General features: G+C 36.0%; 1 protein-coding gene. It reads left to right on the top strand.

Features of this window, described 5'->3' with window-relative positions; genetic code table 11:
* Positions 1-67 precede the first annotated feature (67 nt).
* Positions 68-1,153, top strand: a complete 1,086-nt coding sequence (locus CRS_RS24285; protein ID WP_142726513.1) for an IS481 family transposase — start codon at positions 68-70, stop codon at positions 1,151-1,153.
* The last annotated feature ends 51 nt before the right edge of the window (positions 1,154-1,204 follow it).

Here is a 1,204-nt window from a genome sequence, read left to right as displayed (position 1 = left end):
TGAATTAGTCAATACTTAATCTGACAGTTGTAATCAAATTAAATAACTTTAAAACAGATTAAGTATTATGACAACACAACAAAAAATCATCAAGAACAAATTAGGCGTACTTGAATTAGCACAACATTTAGGAAATGTATCCAAAGCTTGTAAAGTAATGGGCTATTCCCGAGACAGTTTTTATCGATTCAAAGAACTGTATGAGCAAGGAGGTGAATTAGCATTACAGGAAATCTCCAGAAGAAAGCCAGTATTAAAGAATCGTGTAGATGAAGTTATTGAAAAGGCTGTTGTTGATATAGCCATTGAAAACCCAGCTTTGGGGCAGCTTAGAGTAAGTAATGAACTTAAAAAGAAAGGTTTCATTGTATCGCCAGGTGGAGTCAGAAGTATTTGGTTAAGACACGATCTACATACATTTAAACTAAGATTAAAAGCCCTGGAAACCAAATCCGCTCAAGATGGTATAGTCCTTACTGAATCTCAACTTTCAGCACTAGAAAGAGCCAAGGAGGAGAAAAAAGCTCATGGAGAAATTGAAACTCATCATCCTGGATATTTAGGAGCTCAAGACACTTATTATGTAGGCAATATCAAAGGAGTTGGACATATTTATCAGCAAACTTTTATTGACACGTATTCTAAGGTAGTATTTGCAAAGCTATATGACCGTAAAAATGCCCTTATTGCTGCTGACATGCTTAATGATCAGGTAGTCCCTTTCTTTGAGCAGCAGGAACTTCGTTTACTCAGAATTTTAACAGACAGAGGAACAGAATACTGTGGAATAAGAGAACAGCATGAATACCAGCTTTATTTAGCCATTGAAGATATTGATCACACGAAGACCAAGGCTAAAAGTCCTCAGACCAACGGCATTTGTGAACGTTTTCACAGGACGATACAGGAAGAGTTTTATGCCATAGCTTTCAGAAAGAAAATTTACAGAAGTATTGAAGAACTGCAATTAGACCTAAACAGCTGGCTGTCGTATTACAACAATGAAAGAACGCATACAGGAAAACATTGTTACGGTAAAACACCGATGCAGACGTTTTTGGATAGTAAACCTATTGCAAAAGAGAAATTATTGGAAACTCTTGTAGAGGAACAAAAAATCCTTACTTTTGGAAGTAAGGACAATATTGGATAACTGACAACTATTTTTAACCCCTAACTGTCAGATAAAGTCGTGGCTATTACA

This window comes from Chryseobacterium sp. ON_d1 (assembly GCF_006829085.1).
Taxonomy (GTDB): Bacteria; Bacteroidota; Bacteroidia; order Flavobacteriales; family Weeksellaceae; genus Chryseobacterium.
Note: the sequence above shows the minus strand (reverse complement) of the source record. Positions and strands in the feature narration are given on the sequence as shown.

What these genes read in the sequence shown, in the direction of transcription:
- CRS_RS24285 (WP_142726513.1), top strand. Translation starts at nt 68, where the DNA reads ATGACAACACAACAAAAAATCATCAAGAACAAATTAGGCGTACTTGAA.